This is a genomic window from Amphritea atlantica, from assembly GCF_018860855.1.
Lineage (GTDB): Bacteria > Pseudomonadota > Gammaproteobacteria > Pseudomonadales > Balneatricaceae > Amphritea > Amphritea atlantica_A.
Genome location: NZ_JAHKQE010000044.1, coordinates 167856 through 185234 on the forward strand (window position 1 = coordinate 167856; position 17379 = coordinate 185234).

At 47.7% G+C, this 17379-nt stretch carries 19 protein-coding genes and 1 pseudogene; 5 read left to right on the plus strand and 15 right to left on the minus strand.

Annotated features, from left to right (window positions below; translation table 11 throughout):
- Positions 1 to 40: 40 nt before the first annotated feature.
- From KO512_RS18710 to KO512_RS18765, 12 genes are read right to left on the minus strand one after another with little or no spacing between them, the layout of a single operon-like run.
- On the minus strand, positions 41 to 1273 hold the full coding sequence (locus KO512_RS18710; protein WP_215953835.1) for an NAD(P)/FAD-dependent oxidoreductase: 1233 nt from the start codon (positions 1271 to 1273) through the stop codon (positions 41 to 43).
- Entirely contained in the window at positions 1270 to 3558 is a 2289-nt protein-coding gene (locus tag KO512_RS18715) for an MMPL family transporter (protein ID WP_215953836.1), read from the minus strand. Before KO512_RS18715 ends, KO512_RS18710 begins: the two co-directional genes overlap by 4 nt.
- 23 nt (positions 3559 to 3581) lie before the next feature.
- On the minus strand, positions 3582 to 4100 hold the full coding sequence (locus KO512_RS18720) for an outer membrane lipoprotein carrier protein LolA (RefSeq protein WP_215953837.1): 519 nt from the start codon (positions 4098 to 4100) through the stop codon (positions 3582 to 3584).
- A 38-nt stretch (positions 4101 to 4138) separates the two neighbouring features.
- Positions 4139 to 4546, minus strand: a complete 408-nt coding sequence (locus KO512_RS18725) for an acyl-CoA thioesterase (protein WP_215953838.1) — start codon at positions 4544 to 4546, stop codon at positions 4139 to 4141.
- A 35-nt stretch (positions 4547 to 4581) separates the two neighbouring features.
- Positions 4582 to 5529, minus strand: coding sequence for an LpxL/LpxP family acyltransferase (locus KO512_RS18730; RefSeq protein WP_215953839.1), 948 nt, complete (start codon positions 5527 to 5529; stop codon positions 4582 to 4584).
- Positions 5522 to 6289, minus strand: coding sequence for a glycosyltransferase family 2 protein (locus tag KO512_RS18735; RefSeq protein ID WP_215953840.1), 768 nt, complete (start codon positions 6287 to 6289; stop codon positions 5522 to 5524). Before KO512_RS18735 ends, KO512_RS18730 begins: the two co-directional genes overlap by 8 nt.
- Entirely contained in the window at positions 6267 to 7967 is a 1701-nt protein-coding gene (locus tag KO512_RS18740; protein ID WP_215953841.1) for an AMP-binding protein, read from the minus strand. Before KO512_RS18740 ends, KO512_RS18735 begins: the two co-directional genes overlap by 23 nt.
- Complete coding sequence (locus KO512_RS18745) at positions 7967 to 8509, minus strand: hypothetical protein (RefSeq protein WP_215953842.1); 543 nt, start codon at positions 8507 to 8509, stop codon at positions 7967 to 7969. The genes KO512_RS18740 and KO512_RS18745 overlap by 1 nt, the downstream gene beginning before the upstream one ends.
- Positions 8509 to 8754, minus strand: coding sequence for an acyl carrier protein (locus tag KO512_RS18750; RefSeq protein WP_215953843.1), 246 nt, complete (start codon positions 8752 to 8754; stop codon positions 8509 to 8511). Before KO512_RS18750 ends, KO512_RS18745 begins: the two co-directional genes overlap by 1 nt.
- A gap of 9 nt (positions 8755 to 8763) precedes the next feature.
- Complete coding sequence (locus KO512_RS18755) at positions 8764 to 9024, minus strand: phosphopantetheine-binding protein (RefSeq protein WP_215953844.1); 261 nt, start codon at positions 9022 to 9024, stop codon at positions 8764 to 8766.
- Entirely contained in the window at positions 8999 to 9784 is a 786-nt protein-coding gene (locus KO512_RS18760) for a lysophospholipid acyltransferase family protein (protein WP_252735117.1), read from the minus strand. The genes KO512_RS18755 and KO512_RS18760 overlap by 26 nt, the downstream gene beginning before the upstream one ends.
- A gap of 5 nt (positions 9785 to 9789) precedes the next feature.
- A complete protein-coding gene (locus KO512_RS18765; RefSeq protein WP_215953846.1) occupies positions 9790 to 10539 on the minus strand; it encodes a beta-ketoacyl synthase chain length factor in 750 nt (249 codons plus the stop codon).
- 150 nt (positions 10540 to 10689) lie between these two features.
- On the opposite strand from KO512_RS18765, the gene KO512_RS18770 reads away from it, so the two are divergent.
- The 3 genes from KO512_RS18770 (at position 10690) to KO512_RS18780 (ending at position 12808) form a co-directional block, all read left to right on the plus strand.
- The gene (locus KO512_RS18770) at positions 10690 to 11130 is read left to right on the plus strand and encodes an excinuclease ATPase subunit (protein ID WP_215953847.1); all 441 of its coding nucleotides are present in this window, start codon (positions 10690 to 10692) and stop codon (positions 11128 to 11130) included.
- A complete protein-coding gene (locus KO512_RS18775) occupies positions 11120 to 11788 on the plus strand; it encodes a 4'-phosphopantetheinyl transferase family protein (protein ID WP_215953848.1) in 669 nt (222 codons plus the stop codon). The genes KO512_RS18770 and KO512_RS18775 overlap by 11 nt, the downstream gene beginning before the upstream one ends.
- A 168-nt stretch (positions 11789 to 11956) precedes the next feature.
- Entirely contained in the window at positions 11957 to 12808 is an 852-nt protein-coding gene (locus KO512_RS18780; RefSeq protein WP_215953849.1) for an alpha/beta fold hydrolase, read from the plus strand.
- Between the two features lie 20 nt (positions 12809 to 12828).
- Here KO512_RS18780 and KO512_RS18785 read toward each other — a convergent pair whose 3' ends face one another.
- The 3 genes from KO512_RS18785 to KO512_RS18795 form a co-directional block, all read right to left on the minus strand.
- Entirely contained in the window at positions 12829 to 13836 is a 1008-nt protein-coding gene (locus KO512_RS18785) for an adenosine deaminase (RefSeq protein ID WP_215953850.1), read from the minus strand.
- Between the two features lie 187 nt (positions 13837 to 14023).
- Positions 14024 to 15298, minus strand: a complete 1275-nt coding sequence (locus tag KO512_RS18790; RefSeq protein ID WP_303492650.1) for an AmpG family muropeptide MFS transporter — start codon at positions 15296 to 15298, stop codon at positions 14024 to 14026.
- An 86-nt stretch (positions 15299 to 15384) separates the two neighbouring features.
- A complete protein-coding gene (locus tag KO512_RS18795) occupies positions 15385 to 15867 on the minus strand; it encodes a YajQ family cyclic di-GMP-binding protein (protein ID WP_215953851.1) in 483 nt (160 codons plus the stop codon).
- Positions 15868 to 15985: 118 nt separating this feature from the next.
- Here KO512_RS18795 and KO512_RS18800 point away from each other — a divergent pair, with 118 nt between their 5' ends.
- Both KO512_RS18800 and KO512_RS18805 read left to right on the plus strand, forming a co-directional pair.
- Positions 15986 to 16897, plus strand: coding sequence for a ketopantoate reductase family protein (locus tag KO512_RS18800; RefSeq protein ID WP_215953852.1), 912 nt, complete (start codon positions 15986 to 15988; stop codon positions 16895 to 16897).
- Between the two features lie 62 nt (positions 16898 to 16959).
- Positions 16960 to 17379 (plus strand): annotated as a pseudogene (locus tag KO512_RS18805) (polyphosphate kinase 2); the annotation flags it as partial.

The following is a 17379-nucleotide window of genomic DNA, read 5'->3' on the forward strand; positions in this document are numbered from 1 at the left end:
GCTATCAATAAGAGGATGAGCATCGATACGAATAACGCCCTTATTTTCGACATAACTCAGCCAAGGTTGTCAGGCGACTAGGATCGCGCACATAGGGGTTTTCCTCATCCCAAGCATAACCAGCAAGGATCGAACTGATCATCGCCTTAATCTGTTCACTTTTATCCGCCGCAAAAATAACATCCTGCAACCGACCATCGTACCAGCCTTCCACAAAGGCTCTAAAAGTATTAACCCCTTGCATCAGCGGATCAGCATATTCTGCTTGCCAATCAGGCTTCAACCCTTGCAACTGTCGATGTACCACCTCAGCGGCAAGTGATGCAGATTTCAAGGCAATAGTAACGCCCGATGAGAATACCGGATCAAGAAACTCACCAGCATTACCTAGCAAAGCAAAGTTGTCACCATAGAGACTTTCCACATTACAGGAATAGCCATCGATCATACCGACACGGGTATCAAATTTAGCATCTACCAGACAGTCATTAAGCAACCCACTTTCCGTGATAAAACGCTGAAGTATTTCACCTTCAGTCCCCTCAGCCGCGGCATAGATCTCTCTCGGTAATACCACCCCAACCGATGCCCGGCCATTACTAAAAGGAATTAACCAATACCATACGGCAGGGTGATGCGGGTGAACCGTAATCAAAATTTTATTTCGATCAAAACGGCTATCACTGATATGGTCCTCAATATGAGTAAACAGCGAAACCCGTGAAGCAAGGCTAGAGGACTTTTCCAACTGCATTAGCCGTGGTAAGACTCGGCCAAAACCGCTGCCGTCAAGAACAAAGCCAGCACTCACCTGAAAAATGGAGCCATCATCAGACACAACATCAATTTGCATCCCCTTTTCAATTGAACTAACGGCAACCACTGTTTGCCCATAGCGAATCTCAACTCCCCTCGCACTGGCACAATCGGCTAACACCTTATCAAATCGCTCTCGCTGCACCTGATAGGTCGTCCCCCAACCCGAGGTGAATTTTTCACGAAAATCAAAACAATCATATTCATCAGCACGGGAAAAAGCAGCGCCATTCTTATATTGAAAACCAGCCTCAATGACCGCCTGCAACATCCCTGCTCGCTCAAGGAAATCCATACTTTGAGGCAGCAGGCTCTCGCCGATTGAAAAACGTGGAAAATGCTCTTTTTCCAGCACCAACACACGATAGCCATAATCAGCCAATAGTGTTGAAGCCACGGCCCCAGATGGGCCAGCACCAATAACAACGACGTCGAAACATCCCTGTGAAACAGTCATTCTTTAATCTCCGGTTGTAACCTGCGCATCAGTGGTGCAATTAGCCAGACCAAACAGAGTCCGGGCAGCACAATAACGCCAAAATGATAAAGTACGGGGGTTTGGCTAAAGGTTAATAAACCGAACGCCAATAAACTTGTGATGGCCGATAGGCTAACAGCTAGCCAAGTATGCTCACTGTCTGCGGCTTCATACAGAAAAATACCCATATCAAGGCCGATACCCAACACCAACATTAAAGCAATCAAATTAAACAGATTATAACCACCATCACTCAGTATCAAAGCGGCGAAGGTGATTAAAGAAGCCATCAGTGGTGGCAGAATAATCCGCCATAAATCATAACGATATCGCACAGCTAATAGCGCGATCACCAAACCGTACGCGACCAACAACCACTGAACGATCTGTTGTCGATAATCTGACAATAGGTCAGTGATGTTAGCAACACGATCAACCCAATAAACCCCTGATTCAGCATCAGCCAATAACGTTAGCTGTGCTTTGAGAGCCGGGTTCAACGTGCCCGTAAAACGAATAACACTCGCTGCAGCACCGGAAGAATCACTGACAAGCAGTTGACGCCAGCCTTCGCTGGTCGCTAAATGCCGCCATACCGATGGCGTTAACGGCTGGCTCAGCCCTTGCCTTAGTGCGGCTTCGGTCGCCTCCAGCTGAGTTTCAGAAAAATGTAGCACCGTGGCAAGTTCAGGTAGATGTTGTCGATATAATTCGCGAGCTAATTGACTGTTTTCAACTTGTCGTTGGCGCGAAGGTAGCATTTGCGATAACGCCTGATAGCCGTCTAGCTCAGAAGTATTAACCATGCCATCAAGGTGAGACCGTAACCGCTCTTCAGTTTGCAATACCGCTTCCACGCTGTTTGCTGTAATCAACAAAAACGTAGCACTACTACTGTTACCGAGTAACTGCTGCACCCGACGATCTTCATTTAAGAGTTCAGCCGAAGAGGTTTGCAGCAGTCTAACATCATCCTGAGGCTGTCCATGTCCGATGATAATTAAGCTAATTAGCCCGACAATGACAAAGCCGGCCACCAGTAAAGGCTGAGACTCTAAATGGGGATATCGTTTTCGCCATCGATTTAACAGTGCAGCACAGGGCAACGTTTGATGGGATGCGCCACGGTTAATCAACGGCAACCACAGCAACACCGTCAACCAAGCAGCGATTAACCCCGTCACTGAAAACACCGCCATCTGACGTAAACCGGGGAAAGGCGCTAAGGCCAGACCAGCATAAGCAATCACACTGGATGCCAAGCCCAAAAATAATCCAGCAAATAGCTTTTTCACCACCTTATCAGCAGGCTGCACCTGCCTTTCGCACATAAAATGCAGCGCATAATCGACAGACACCCCCACCAGCCCTGCACCAAAGGCCAGTGTTATTAGGTGGATATTCGCAAAACTTAATAACGTCACAGCGCTGGCCATCAGACAGCCGATTAAGACCGGCAGTAAAACCGCCCCTAAGGCGCTAAAACGTCTAAAAACCAACAATATCAATAAGGTAATACCGAGGATAGATCCCAGTCCAATCGTCGATATTTCACTTTTGGCCTGCTGAGCACCGGCAGCCGCATGCCAGATTAGACCAGAACGGAAAAGCTGAGCGCCAAGCGATGTTAATGCTTGATCAAGCGGATCTACCACTGCTAATACACGCTGCTGTATAGGCAGAGAGAAGGGATCGGGATGTAGATCAAGACGAATCAGATACGCTGGTTTGTCACTGGCGGTTAACCGAAACAATCCCTGTTCTAAGGTTATCTGTAAACTCGATTGACGGCTCATTTGTAGATCGGCATAGAGCGCAAAAGGATCACCAATAGGATCCAGAGCTCGGCCCGATAAAGGGCTGAACAGTTGCTGCAAGGCGGCTTGATATTGCTGCTGCCCCTGCCCCACCAACAGTCTATTACGGACAGCTTCACTTAATACAGTAAAGCGAAAAGGATAGAGTTCATTGCTGACCATCGCTGAATCATTCAAGCGCCAATCAATACTGGCGATATCCGACAGACCCTCCAATCGCTCTGCTGCTATGGCTACAGCTTGACGGGCGGTGTCCCGATCATCAGCCGAAACGACCAATAAAACCTGTCCCGAAAACTCAGCGCTCAGTTGGTCGACTGCCTGACGAATCTCCGGCCGCTGTTCGGTAGCAGGTAACAATGCCATTAGGCTGGTATCAAAGGCGGGCCCTTGCCTTACCGCTGCCAATGTAACCCCTAGCACAACGATGAGCCATAGCAGTGCCATTAACCGTTGCTGCCCCCATCTAATCATGGCTGTAAGTCGAGAAATTTAATCTGCGTTTGATCCCCTGTCGCTTCGAAAAGCAACACCTCTCTCAGCAACTCATCACCCCGCAACTCAACCTTAGCGACGACCTGCTCGACACTGCTATCAATGGGTATTAACGTCACTGTCCAATATTGTTTAGAGCCCTCAACATTCATTTCAAAGTATTCGGCGAGGGTCTGCCACTGAGCGGTCATTACACCAAAAAAGATATCACTGAAAACAGCCACCACTGGATTCTGTTGGCTATCAAGCTTGGATAACACCGTAGTACCTTGCTGATTAGAAATAGTCTGAGGGGTCAAGGTAAGTAAATTATCGATGGGCTCGAGTGTATGCCAGCGGATCGAGCTATCCCGTTGATAGTCAAAATGGCCGGACGATTCAAACCGAGCATCCAAGGCTTTAACCAACTTAACTTGGGTAAACCGTCCTTGTAATGTTTGCGGGGCACTCGTGAGGGATTCCAATAACGTAAAATCCGCAGCTTGTCCAATCATTGACCAGCCCAATAATAACCCTAACACCCAGCCTCGTATCACGATGTCACCCCCAACTTTTGCAACACAATGTCTGGCGAGACATAAAGCATTTCACCACTATTCATATCCACCGCAACTTGAACGGTATAGGCTTTCGTCAGCCTTTTTCCGGTTTCGGCATCACTGATCAGGTAGTTCACTTTCAATCGATGTTCCCACTCGACCAACGTTGCCTTTACCTTAACTTTCTGTTGAAAACGTAATGGCTGAGCATAACGAATACGCATATCGATCACAGGCCATGCATAACCTGATGCTTCCATCTGCGGAACGTTATAGTCAAACTGCTCGAACAACTCACAACGGGCGATTTCCAAATATTTAGCGTAGTGCCCGTGCCAAGCAACCCGCATCACATCAACATCATGAAACGGGATCTCAATGCTAACCTCTGTTTCAATCATACGATTTCCTAAACGACTCTCGTTGCATAAAACCATTAATCCTGGGATTCATTAGCGGGCGACACTACTTGCCAAAAAGGAAAGAAATTAAACCACTGCAGGGGCGCTAGCTGGCAATAATGTTCCAGCCGTTTGGCATATGTCTGTACTGAACTCTGAACTTGTTCACTGCGATTACGCCGATTGAAGCGTATTTGCGCCGCAAAGGGTTCCAAGTAAAGATGATATTGTTGCTCATGCTTCAAGCAAAACAACAAATAAACGGGGCAACCCAGTAATCCAGCAAGAATAAAAGCCCCTTGTGGAAAGTTTGCTTTGGCCCCTAAAAAATCGACCATCGAAGTACGGTCCGCGCCACTCACCGGTGTACGATCTGCGGCAATAACCACATACTCGCCAGCTGCAACGCGCTCGGATAAAAGCATCGCCGTGGCTGGCGTCATATCGGTCACTTGCATCAAATTAATACAAGCATTGCTATTGGTTTGCTGCATCAAAGTATTAAACTTTTCCGCATGGCGAGTATGCACCAGCATAGTGATTTTGATATTAGGAAGTTGGTGAGCCAACGCACTACATACTTCGGTATTTCCCAGATGAGACACCAAAATCACACCACCACGGGTACTTCGGTCAACCTCTTCAAAAGCGTCAGGTGTTGCAAACACAACGTCTTCACGATGAATGCGCCCCATCCAAACCAATAGTTTATCCAGTAATATTTCACCAAAGCACCAAAAGTGCCGAACAGTGCTCAAACCCGCCTGGTGACTCTGGGGGAAAGTCTTTGATAACCGAGCTAAATATTCAGCCGACGCCTGCCTTGCTTGACGCCGAGTAAGATAAAAATAACTTATCACCGGCAGCAAAATCAGCCTAAATCCCCAGCGCCCAAATAACCGATAAACCAGCAGCAAAAATCGCATTCCAAACAAGGAACCTGCCTCTGCGACGCCTGACCAATGTTTTTTCGCATCAGTCATTTAACTTATTCCGTAGTAGTCGTGGGAGGCGCAGTAACATGCCAAAAAATAATCCTGCATGCATCCGCGAAATAAGTATATTGTCTTTTACCGCATTAAAATGGGAGACACCATCAATCGGATAATGCACTTTTGTCGGCAGGTTTTCGACCGCCAGCCCCTGCCACACCCATCTCACAACAACTTCAGTATCGAACTCCATGCGGTCACCACAACCATCTTCTCGCAATAACGACACTACTGGCGCTAACGGATAAACTCGAAAACCACACATCGTATCTTTCACGGAAAATGACAAGGTATTAATCCACACCCAAACATGGGTTAGGTAGCGAGCTAAATAACGGTGCGTTGGTACTGACTCATCATATCGGGGATAACCGATAACCAACGCCTCAGGTGAGGCCTGAGCGGTATCCATAAACAGTGGCATATCCTCTAGATCATGCTGCCCATCGGCATCGACCTGCACCGCATGGCTATAACCAGCTTCAAGAGCCTGCTGAAGCCCAACCTTCACTGCAGCTCCTTTGCCACTGTTGCGGGGTAGCCGTATCAAACTGACCCGCTCAGCATACTGATCACATAGTTTCACCAGCACATCACGACAGATAGCCGAACTACCATCATCCACCAGCATAACGGGATAGCCGAAACGTAAAACATCCACCAACGTAACGCCAATAGCGTCTTCATGGTTATACACCGGAATAACCACTACCGGCTTGAAATCATCTTCAACTAAAACAGATCCGGCCACTGGAGTGGACTCCTTTGTCGGAATAGAAACGAAAATTGAGTTTCCCTTTTTCAGGTTGATATTCAAGCGTCAGATTAATAGTCGATTCAGGAAATATAACCTGCTGAAACTTAACAACCTCTAACCGATCAAATCGCCCTACCAGCGACAGCAACTGACGACCATAATGCTCCGCCCAATGCACCTGCACGATACCAGGCAAGATAGGATTCCCGGCAAAATGCCCATCAAAATAAATAAGGTTGGCGGGTATTTGGCAAACCAGTTCGGCACAATTTCCTGTCATCACCTGACTCGTCAAATCGGGCCATTTAACCTCTTGCGATATAAACATGGCTTGTAGATTATCCATGGGTAACTTCCCTTGCGCGTTATAGGGCATCTGTTGGACAAAACGCCAACGTCGGGGCAACAATACAGGTTCGAAAAAGTTTTGTAGATGCTGTTTGAGTTGCTGCTGCAGTTTTCGCTTGCCTGACAAGCTTAATAGCTGCTCGCCCGCTTCAGTCAGTTCTATCACTAAAGCAACCTCAACTCGCTTACGGTTAAGTGTCAAAGCTTTAGCCTGCTCAACCAGATTGGACTGCTGAACAATCCGTTCCACTTCGGTCAGAGAAACACGCTTGCCTTCTACTTTAACAATCCGATCAACTCGTCCGCGTAAGTGAAACAGCCCTTCAGCAATAAATTCTACTTGATCCGACATTTCAAACGCATTGCCAGCCAACTGATCAGCAGTCACCAGCAATAGCGCGTTATCCGTCTGTGATAGCTGTACGCCAGGTAATGCTTGCCAAGGCTCATCCCCGCTATTGGACTGCTGCCGCCACGCAATGGCTCCGGTTTCAGAACTACCATAAATCTCACGCACCGGCGCTTGTAGTAACTGAGCAACCTGCACACTATCTTTTTGTTTCAAAGGCGCTGCAGATGAAAGCACCGAGCAGCAACGATCAGCCACCTCAGCCCATGCGACAGCAGTATTAAAGCGCCCTAGGTGTGATGGGGTCGATACCAACGCAAACGAGGGATAACGTAACCCGCGGCTAAACAGGTCTTCGGTGTATTGCCACTGCTCCGTTTCAAAACGTTGCCCTCTAGCAAGTGGCCATAATAAACGAAAAATCAAACCATAAAAATGCTGATGCGTCGCGGTTGAAATCACCACAGCCTCATGATCAGTTGGCCATAGGGCTTCCAACGCCATCAACTCACTGTCGAGCTGAGCTACGGTTTTCTGTATTGCTTTAGGTTCACCGGTCGAACCTGATGTATAAATTTCAAGCGCGGGGAAATCTTTAGAAAGAGTTTGCCAAGCAATCCTTGCCCCATCATTATCAGCCGCTGATCCCTGTTTACTGTGAACAACATCATCCAGAAAATCAGCGACAAATCCCTGCACTTGAAGCCGCAACCGCTCTCGGGTCGCAGGCCGATCATCACCGGGTACACAGGCGGTACAACCGAGCTGCCAAAGCGCTAGTAACATCGCTAGGAATTCCGCTGAATCCTGATGATAGAGCGCCCAACGCTGACCTCTTTTAGCCGGCAGCACATTGATCCAATGGAGAATTCGGCTTTCCAAATCAGATTTACTGACCGAGCTATTCGCCGTATAGGCAATAGTGCCGGCTGGAGCTGTGTTTAACCAATCCGCCAGTGATAATAATCTGCTCATCAATTCCGTTTAACTCTTTGCCGGACAACCCATTCAACTACCATCAGTAAACCGATGAGAATGTAAGCGATAAAACCGTTATACAGCATCCATATCTGTTCCGATGCCCAGACCGCCGTCACTGCAGACACCGTGCCATTGAACACAAAAAAGGCGCACCAAACCTGGGTAACATTACGGGTATAGGCAACTCCCTGTGGCGATAAGTCAGGCTCTTTCAGCCGAGCCATTTTTTCAACCACCGTTTGCCGGGCATACAGGCTGCTGGCAAAAATAACCAACATACTGAAATTCACCAACACAGGGTAAAACTTCAAACCCTGCTGTATCCCCCCGATAATAGCGATCAAAGTCACGCCTATCGCACTGGCGACAATCACCTTACGTTCGCTACGCTGCTCCCCCGCCAGCCATCGCAAGGCCAACACCATCGCGAGCAACGGTAACAGTAGAGCAGCGTTAAAACGCTGTAATCCCCAATAAACGATAAAGGGGTACCCTAGTGTCAGCAGCAGAACCCCAGCCTTGAAAGCTATCGACATCAGCCAAGCAGCTTTTCAACTTCGGTTACCACATCCTGCACAGTCCGAACCGATTTAAAGTCTTCAGGTTTAATCTTCTTGCCGGTCATCTTTTTTAACTCGACCACCAGATCAACCGCATCGATACTGTCAATATCGAGATCCTGATACAGATTAGCGCCAGGATGTATCGCCGCCGGATCGATCTCAAACAGCTCAACAAGCACCGCCGAGATTTTCTGATAAATTTGTTCTTGATCAGTCATACCAACCTCTTAACTCGTGCGTTGAGATTCAATTAAAACGGCCAACGCATTGACGCTGGCAAAATGCTCCCGGGTATCTTCCGAGTCCGCCTTAAGCTTAATGCCATAACGCTTTTGCAATGCTAAACCGATCTCTAGTGCATCAATCGAATCAAGCCCAAGACCATCAACAAACAATGGTTCATCATCAATGATCTCATCTGGCTCAATGTCTTCGAGATCCAATATTTCAATGATCATCTGTTTAATTTCCAGCTGCAGATTGCTCATACAGTACCAACTCCTTATTAAAATACTCTGTCAAATCCGCTGTCAGCTTCCGAGCAGCAACCGACGGTGCACTCTCAGCTAGATAAGGTGCCACCGGAATTTCTGCACAGACTTTGATCCGAAAATGAACCTTTTGGGACGGCACATCATACCATCGATTTTCTTTGCTTAATGTCGTCGGAATACACTCGATAAGAACGGGAGTGATGTCGGCAGCGGCTCTAATAGCCACATTCGCAGCGCCACGCTTAAGGCTTAGTGATTGTTGTGGCGTAGTGCGTGTACCTTCCGGAAAAATAATGAGGGCATCATTCTTAGCAAACGCCTCTGACGCAGCAAGAATAACCGCTTCACTATTTTCATTAATGATATAGCCCGCCGTCTTAATCGGCCCCCGTGTAAAAGGGTTGCGCACTAATCCACCTTTCACAACACAGTTGGCATTAGGCACTAAAGCGATCAGAAAAATGACATCAATCAGGGAAGGATGGTTAGCCAAAATCAATTTAGCCTGACGCAACTTATCCACATCTTCTAGTTCATAACTTAAAACACCTAAGCACTTCATCATGCCAATATAAAAACGAAACGAATAATGAATAATGCCCTGAGCTCGACGTTCTCGCTGGCGTTTGGTGCCGGGTATAAGGTACAGCACAGGAACCGCAAGTAATGGCAGAAGAATTCCGCCAAGACCGAAGACAAAAAAACTAAACGCGGTACCGAACCAACGCCAAATATGATTGATACGATTCGCCAAGCACCTCATCCGCGACTGACCCGCCAACCGCTGGAATCTGAAACGAAGCTGGCACTCGCCTCTAAGCCAGACAAAATCCTTAGCAGTCCGGTAAAATCATCGAGGTGAGTGGTATCATTCCGACTGTTTTCACGTTGTATGACAAAATCATCGCCTTCATCTAGCGTTAAAATCATCGCCACCGCACAAGGAAAATCAACAGAATCACTGTAGGCCTGATAAAGCTCAGGCAGCGGCACATCATAAATGACACAGAGCACACGAGGTCGCTCCTGTAATTGGGTGGCCGCTTCAATAAGCGCATTAGGAATAAGATTTTCCGTTGCCGCAATCGCCGTCACTTCGCTCACATCTTTTCGCGCAATCGACAGCAAGCCACTCAGCGCATTATGTACGGCGAGGCTAAAACCCGTTGGCGACATCGACTCACCGTTAGCAATACCTTCAAGCAGAGACAGCGTTAAAGGGGTATCACCATGGCGAGAAGCAAACACCCCGGGAATCGCATCGATATCGCTCAACACAGGTAAAGCGGCACCAGCGGCACATCGGCCCAACGGGGTAAAGCGCCGTCTCAGCATGGGTGGAATTTGCTTAAGTGATGTTTTCCCCAACTCTAAGGGAAGCTCCGATGGATGTAACAGCCATTCGCGCCAAGCATGATGACTCTCAAGTCCTGGGGCAAATGCATTCCATGATTGCAATTTAAAACGTAACAAGCGACTTACTCCGTCAACGACCGTAGCATTAGCCATTTAATCGCATATGTTAAAATATTATCCCTAATTTTCAGGCTGGAATTTTACCTGCTCACCTCAGTGATGCAACCTAAAGATTATTGAAGCGGATCATTTATCTCCCTATAATCCATGCACTTAATGGAAACCACCTTCAAGGAAAAACCTGTGAAACTGTTTATAGCATTGCTAACCTCGACTCTTCTACTGCTCGCCCCAGAGGCTTACAGCCGTGATTCAAAGCTGATGTTCTCAATTGAAGACGCGATGCAATCTGCTGATTTTAAAGAACGCTTAGATCCCACTATTCGATTGTATTTCGGCCACCAAAAACACGCTAAAAAACTAAGCTCTTTCGGTAACTTCACCACCAACAAAAAAACCAATGCTTTTGGCAAAAGTGATGGAGAAGCATGTCGTTGGGTATTCCTATCAGCGCTACTGGCATTACAAGAAAGAGCCAAAGCCGAAGGGGGTAATGCCGTTATTAATATTGTCAGCTATTACAAAAAACAGAAAAACAGCAGTAACAGTGAATTCGAATGCCATGCGGGTGCCATCATGGCCGGTGTTGCACTGAACGGCGACGTCGTTAAACTTGCCCGCTAGCGAAACAAAGAGTGCGCTGCAGTTCTGGTATTCCAGAATCGCAGCGCATCATGACAAAGAAACACAACAATACCTTTCTCTACTGCCTCTCGCGCAACAACGTTATTACAAACAGCTGCAACATCCTCGCAGAGCGCAACAATACCTATTCAGTCGATTGCTGATCTGCACGGCTCTGAGCGAGCGATTTAATCAACCCCTTAACTACTGGCAAATAGAGGAACGGCGTCACTCTACACCGCTTATCCACAATCTTCCAACCGGCTACATTAGTCTGACCCATAGCAAATCACTCATCGGCTTTGCACTGAGCGACAATAACGTTGGAATCGATCTGGAATATAAAAAAAGCACCAGAGATTTTATCTCTGCAGCTGAGCTATTTATGAGCCCTGATGAAATAAGTGCGATGCCTAAAGCAACGTTAGCCAGAAAAAACTATTTTTACCAATTGTGGTGTGCCAAAGAAGCGCTCTATAAAGCGCTTCCCGCTGCACAGCAATCTCAAGCGACTCTTGCCTCACTGTGTTATCAAGATCTGAAAATGGAAAATACCCCGTGGTACCTTTACGAAGCGACCATCGATCAATATCAACTCGCGATTATCGCCAACAGCATATACCCAGAGTCCCTTCACATCAGCGAACTGAAACTTTAGCCCTTAACACCAGCGACACAGTACTCAGCCTATGGTTTTTATTAAATCATTAGGCCTATCAGCCAATTTACACTGTAAGTTAGATCAAATACCGATATTATCTCTATAGAACAGCCGCAAAATCAGCCGCTTAATCATACTTTCACTCCCATATTATTTGGAAACACCATGACAATATACAAATCAACTGACGGTGAGCACGCGGTCAAACAGTGCTATAACGAGGTGCTTAAACTCTGGCCGGTTGCTTTTGAATCGTTAACCTTGCCCACTCGTCACGGTGAAACCCATGTGCTGGCCTGTGGTGATGCTGCTCTGCCACCGCTGTTGCTCATGCACGGCGCTATGTCCAACGCCAGCGCTTGGCTACAAAATATCGAGGAGTGGTCGAAGCATTTTCACATCTATGCGATCGATATGATTGGCGAGCCAGGCTTAAGCGCACAGGTTCGTCTACCCATGGCCGGTGATGCCTACGCTTTATGGTTGGATGAGGTGATGCAAGGGTTATCGCTGTCTCATGTTGCTATCGTTGGTGAATCATTAGGTGGTTGGTTGGCACTGGATTATGCCAACCGTCGACCAGAGAAGGTCAACCGACTCGCGCTTTTAGTACCCGGTGGCGTTGGCCCACAACGGAAATTCCTTCTCAAAGCCCTACCACTGATGTTGTTAGGCAAATGGGGCAAACGAAAAGTACGTGAGATGATCTTCGGCCCTGAAGAAAAAAACCCATCGGCAACCATGCTGAAACTTCGTCAGTTGTTTGCCTTGATTACCCGGCATGTTATCCCCCGCTTTGATAGACTACCGATCTTCAATGATCAAGCTCTACAGGCTATCACAGCCCCGACGCTGGCGATCGTTGCGGGAAAAGATGTATTACTCAACTCAAAAGCGACCCAAGCAAGGCTTGAAGCGAACGTTGCCGATATTAAGGTAATCTACCAACCGGAAGCCCCTCACCTGATTCGGGATAGGGGTGCTATTTTAGAATTCTTATTAAAAACGACAACCTAAAGCATGCCTCGACGGCATACTTACTGTGTTGCCGTCGAAAAGCGATCTAACGCCGCTATCAACTCTGCCTTTCGCTCGGGTGTAGCGAAGCTATATTTGAAGCTGTTACGCGCTAGTTGTATCGCCTGTTCTCGGGTCATACCTAAACCCTTTTCGAGGGCGATAAAATTTTCGGTTAAGTAGCCACCAAAATAAGCAGGATCATCGGAATTGACGGTGACTTTCACCCCCTGCGCCAACATCTGCAAAATATTGTGCTGACTCATATCATCAAAAACCCGCAGCCGAGTATTCGACAATGGACAGACGGTCAATGCGATATTTTCCTCGGCTAAACGCTGCATTAAAGCGGCGTCATCTATAGCACGTACACCATGATCAATACGATCGACTTTAAGTATATCCAGAGCATCAATGACGTTTTGCGCGGGGCCTTCTTCACCGGCATGAGCCACCGTCAGTAGACCTAACTCACGCGCCTTGGCAAACACTCGGGCAAACTTAGCCGGTGGGTGTCCCAGCTCAGAACTGTCCAATCCGACACCGATAATCTTATCCAGAAAAGGGGTTGCCTGTTGCAATGTTTCGAAAGCATCCGCTTCGCTCAGATGACGAAGAAAACACATAATCAACCCTGAGCTAATACCATACTCATGTTCAGCGTCTTCGAGCGCCCGGCTAATACCATTAATCACCGTTTCAAAAGCGATGCCTCGAGCGGTATGGGTTTGAGGATCGAAAAATGGTTCGATATGGATAACATGCTGCGCTTGGCAGTGTTCAATATACGCCCACGTCAGGTCATAGAAGTCCTGTTCGGTTTGTAACACTGCGGCCCCTTGATAATAAAGGTCCAGAAAGTCCTGCAGATTGCCAAAATCATAGGCTTTACGCAGTTGCTCTACCGAGCTGTAGGGCAAGACAACGCCATTGCGCTCCGCCAGCATAAACATCAGTTCAGGCTCCAGCGAACCCTCAAGGTGAAGGTGTAATTCAGCCTTTGGTAAGGCATTCAAAAACTGATCCATTCGACACTCCCCTATTATTTACACTCTCAGATAACGTCAATACGTTTCAAGTAATATAAAGCGTTTTCAAATAGTCAACTAACGCTCGCCAACTTCACATCAATTGCTCTGTGATTTTTGACAGTAAAAATGAAATCTAGCGCTTTTTCAATAGCCTAGCACGGGATTCGTTGCCTAAGAACACTTCTTAAGCAATAGGTTCTTTCGCCGTAGATTCACTCCACGGAGCGACTTTTAATAACAACAGCATCCCCGGTATCGCCAACAGCGCACAGAGATAAAAGAACATATTCCAACCAACGGCATCGACAATATAACCCGTCAGGGCATTAACAAAGGTTCTAGGTAAGGCGGCTAATGCGGTAAACAGCGCAAATTGGGTTGCCGCAAAAGTGATACTGGTCGTACGGGCGATAAACGCGGTAAACGCGGCCGTGCCGAGTCCAACGCCTAGATATTCGAAGCTAATCACTACCGCCAGCACCAGCTTATCTGGGCCTATTTCGGCCAGCAGTGCAAACCCGAGAATCGTCACGACCTGAACAACCCCAAAGATCCACAATGCCCGATTGATACCCAGTTTAATCATCCATAGGCCACCGAGAATTCCCCCAACCACGGATGCCCATAATGCTGACGCTTTGGCGATAACACCTATTTCCGTCAGACTGAAACCCATATCAATATAAAACGGTGTCGACAAAGCGGTGGCCATATTGTCGCCGAGCTTGTAAAGAAACATAAAACTGAGAATTTGCAGCGCACCTGCCCAACCCAACCGGGTGATAAATTCATTAAACGGTTCGACCACCGCTTCTTTCAACGTTTTAGGAGCGCGAGGTGCGGTAATGGGCTCTTTGACGATGAGAGTCATCAACACCCCCACTATCATAAAGCCCGCCACGATCATAAAAACAGTGCTCCAGGGCATCATATCCGCCAGAATAAGCCCCAAAGCACCAGGTACTATTCCTGAGATTCGATAAGCCTGCACATGCACCGAATTGCCCCAGCCCAGCTCCTGCTCGGGTAATAACTCCCGGCGATAAGCATCCAGCACAATATCCTGACTGGCACTGAATAGAGCAACAGCGGTGGCGAGATAGGCAATAGTCATGATCGACATGCCCGGGTCAAACAGCCCCAAACAGGCAATCGAGCCGAGCAACGCCAACTGCATCAACAACATCCACCCCCGGCGACGGCCAAGAAAAGGTGGAATATAGCGATCCATCAGCGGTGCCCACATAAACTTCCATGTGTAAGGAAAGGTCACCAAGGCAAATAAACCGATCTCTTTCAGCCCAACCCCTTCCGCGCGCAGATAGGCCGGTAGTAATTGAAACAATACATAAAGAGGCATACCGGAAGAAAATCCAGTGAAAATACAGATCAGGGTGCGACGGTTTAAGACCGCATCCGACCAGTGCTGTTTGTTCTCAGTAACGTTTACTGGGTCCACTTAATATCCTTGAATGAAGTCTAAACCTGCGTCAGCCTAGCCGATATAAAGTAACGGCAGCTGAACGCTGCCGTGTATAGGAAAGATTAATCCCGAAAGTTGGTATATTGCAGCGGCAGTTCTAGGTCAGCCTCTCGCAACATCGCCATCACACCTTGCAGATCATCACGTTTCTTACCGGTCACCCGTACCTGATCCCCCTGAACCTGAGCCTGCACTTTCAGTTTTTTATCTTTGATCATCTTGATAATTTTTTTACTCAACGGCTGATCAAGCCCCTGCTTTAGGGTAACCAACTGGCGGGCACGCATGTTGACCGTTTGCGCCTCACCGATATCCAGACTTTTCGTATCTATCTTACGTCCCACCAGCTTGTTGCGCAGAATCTCCATCATCTGCTGCAACTGAAAATCTACTTCAGCCTGCAGGGTAATCACCTCACCGGCCAGTTCAAATTTGGCATCGACTTTATTAAAATCATAGCGAGTGCTCAGTTCCCGATTCGCCTGGTCGACAGCATTCGTCACTTCATGCATATCCAGTTCAGAAACAATATCAAATGATGGCATCCAAAATACTCCTTAAAACACTGCGACCGCCCCGCTGGCGGTAAATTCGTTTGATCCTGCCTATCATACCGTTATGATGGTCAGACACATACCCCAATTCAGTACAGGATTCTGACCTATGCACTGGCATATTCTGGGCGCTGGCGCTATCGGGTTGCTCTGGGCAGCTAAATTAGAAAAAGCAGGCCACCGAGTCTCGTTAATTCTGCACACCCCTGAAAAACTAACGCAATACACCGATACAGGTGGCTTTGCTCTTACCGAGAACAACCACACCGAGAGGTTTACCCCATCAGCACAGCTTGCCAACCAGTCTGACCCTATCTCTCATCTATTGATCACCACAAAATCATTTGCCGTTACCGAAGCCTTTGCCTCGATCCAACACCGTCTATCGAGTCATGCCCGAGTACTATTACTGCATAATGGTATGGGGCCTCAGCAGCAACTGACCGAAGCCAACCCACAATTAGAGATCTGGGCCGGCAGTACTACTGACGGAGCTTATTTTGAGCGCCCTTGGCATCTCATCCGTGCAGGCATCGGTACCACACAGGTTGGCCGCCTATCGAACGCGGGTAACGATCAATTATTTGCAGCACTCCGCAGTACCGATGATCAACTCACACTGGCCGAAGATATTCAAAACGTTTTATGGCGCAAACTCGCTATTAATTGCGCGATCAACCCACTCACGGCGCTATATAACTGCCGTAACGGTGAACTACTCAAATACACCGATCGACGGGCAGCCATGGCTCAGTTATGTAAAGAGATCGACGATGTGGCCCACACATTGGGGATCACGCTATTTGAACGAAAGTTAATGGAACAAGCATGGGATGTGGCCGAATTGACCAGCGACAACTACTCCTCCATGCAGCAGGATGTGAGCCACCAGCGGCCCAACGAGATTGAAACAATCACCGGTTATTTTTGCGCAATAGCTGATCAGGCTCATATTGCAACACCGGCGAACCATCTAGTATTAGAGGCTATAAGAGGCTTGAGCACGACAGGCGATCATTAACACCCTGTTTGGTCTACCACGTTTTAATTTTCAACAATGACGAGACTCACAAGGATATTAGTATGGGTAAGAATAAACAGGAGATGAACGCATCTGAAAAACGCCAATCACTGGGCCTAGGGGAGGATTACCCCTACGACAAAAAAATGTCCCGTGATGAGTATGAAAAAGAGAAAAGAAGGCTGCAAATAGAGCTGCTGCAAATGCAGAACTGGATTAAAAAAACCGGTCAGAAAGTGATTATTATCTTTGAAGGCCGAGATGCCGCCGGTAAAGGTGGCGCGATTCAGCGTTTCACCGAGCACCTAAATCCGCGGGGCGCGCGTATCGTCGCACTCGACAAGCCCTCTAGCGTTGAACAAGGTCAATGGTATTACCAGCGCTATATGCAGGAGCTACCCAACGCTGGTGAAATCGTCCTGTTTGACCGTTCTTGGTATAACCGCGCAGGTGTTGAGCGGGTCATGGAGTTCTGTACAGAA